The 1021-nt window shown below is 75.1% G+C and carries 1 protein-coding gene; it reads right to left on the bottom strand.

Translation table 11 applies throughout. The annotated features are described in order from the left end of the window. Positions 1 to 213: 213 nt before the first annotated feature. A complete protein-coding gene (locus E4099_RS32365) occupies positions 214 to 975 on the bottom strand; it encodes a hypothetical protein (protein WP_135342642.1) in 762 nt (253 codons plus the stop codon). Positions 976 to 1021 lie beyond the last annotated feature (46 nt).

Genomic DNA, 1021 nt, shown 5'->3' with positions numbered 1-1021 from the left:
CGTCTCGGACGTGTCCGGGGAGGCGGTGGCGGCCGGGGCGGACTCCGGGAACAGGCCCTTGGACGGCTCCTCGCTCAGGACCGCGAGGGCCGCCGCGCGCCGCACCGAGGAGCCCGGTCCACTCTCACCCGCGGGGGTGGTCTCTCTGCTTGCCATGCCTGGCTGCCTTTCTGGGCCGTTGGTCGAGGCGTGACGGGGGGGATCAGGCGCTGGTCAGGGCGCCTGTGGTGCGTACAGGAACGGGCCGGTGCACCGGTCCGGCCAGGGTGTCGGCCCGCCCGCGGGTCGGCGGGCGGCGGCGTCCAGACGTTCCAGGGTTTCGGTGGAAGGCTCCCGGAACCGGCCGCTGCCCGAGGGCAGTTCGGCCAGCAGTACCCGGGCGGGGAGTTCGCCCTCCGCCTCGTGACGCGCCAGCACGGTGAAGGCCGTCCCGGCACTGAAGAGGGCTTCGGCGCCGGTCCCGTTGCGGGAGAGTACCGAGACGCGTCGGGCGGTCATCGGCCGGATCACGTAGCGGACATGGGACAGCGGCGGCAATGGCGCGTCCGCCGCCTCCAGGTGCACCACGTCCAGGGGGGCGTCGCACTCCAGTACGGCGCCGGGCACCACATCGTCCGGGATGCCGGGCTGGGCGAGGGCACGTACCAGCGTTCCGCGCAGTGCGGGCAGTCGGCGGAGCCCGGAGGCCAGGCAGGCCGCGTACGGACGCAACTCCTCGGCGCCCAGGGCGAGGGCGCGGGCGCCGAACGGGTCCTCGGGAGAGGAGGAGAGGTACAGGCGCACCGCGATCAGGTCGGCCCGCGCCGCGTCCTCAGCGGATCCCCGCAGCGCGGGCAGGCGGATCAGCGCCTGGCCGACCGGACCGCTGTGCTCCTCCCAGGCCCCCGAGGCCAGTTCCCGGAACGCCTGGCGGTCCCGCTCGCCGCTGAACCCCTCGGGCGCGGTGCGGTGACGCGGAGGAGCGCTACGAACCATGGATGCGGGGGGAGTCGCGGGCGCGGGTGCGGGCGGCTCTGGGGTG

Source organism: Streptomyces palmae, assembly GCF_004684805.1.
GTDB lineage: Bacteria > Actinomycetota > Actinomycetes > Streptomycetales > Streptomycetaceae > Streptomyces > Streptomyces palmae.
The sequence above is the reverse complement of the archived record's forward strand: the minus strand, read 5'-3'. Positions and strand labels throughout refer to the sequence as shown.

Excerpts from the sequence above, each read along its gene's own strand:
- E4099_RS32365 (WP_135342642.1), bottom strand. The coding sequence starts at position 975 with ATGGTTCGTAGCGCTCCTCCGCGTCACCGCACCGCGCCCGAGGGGTTC.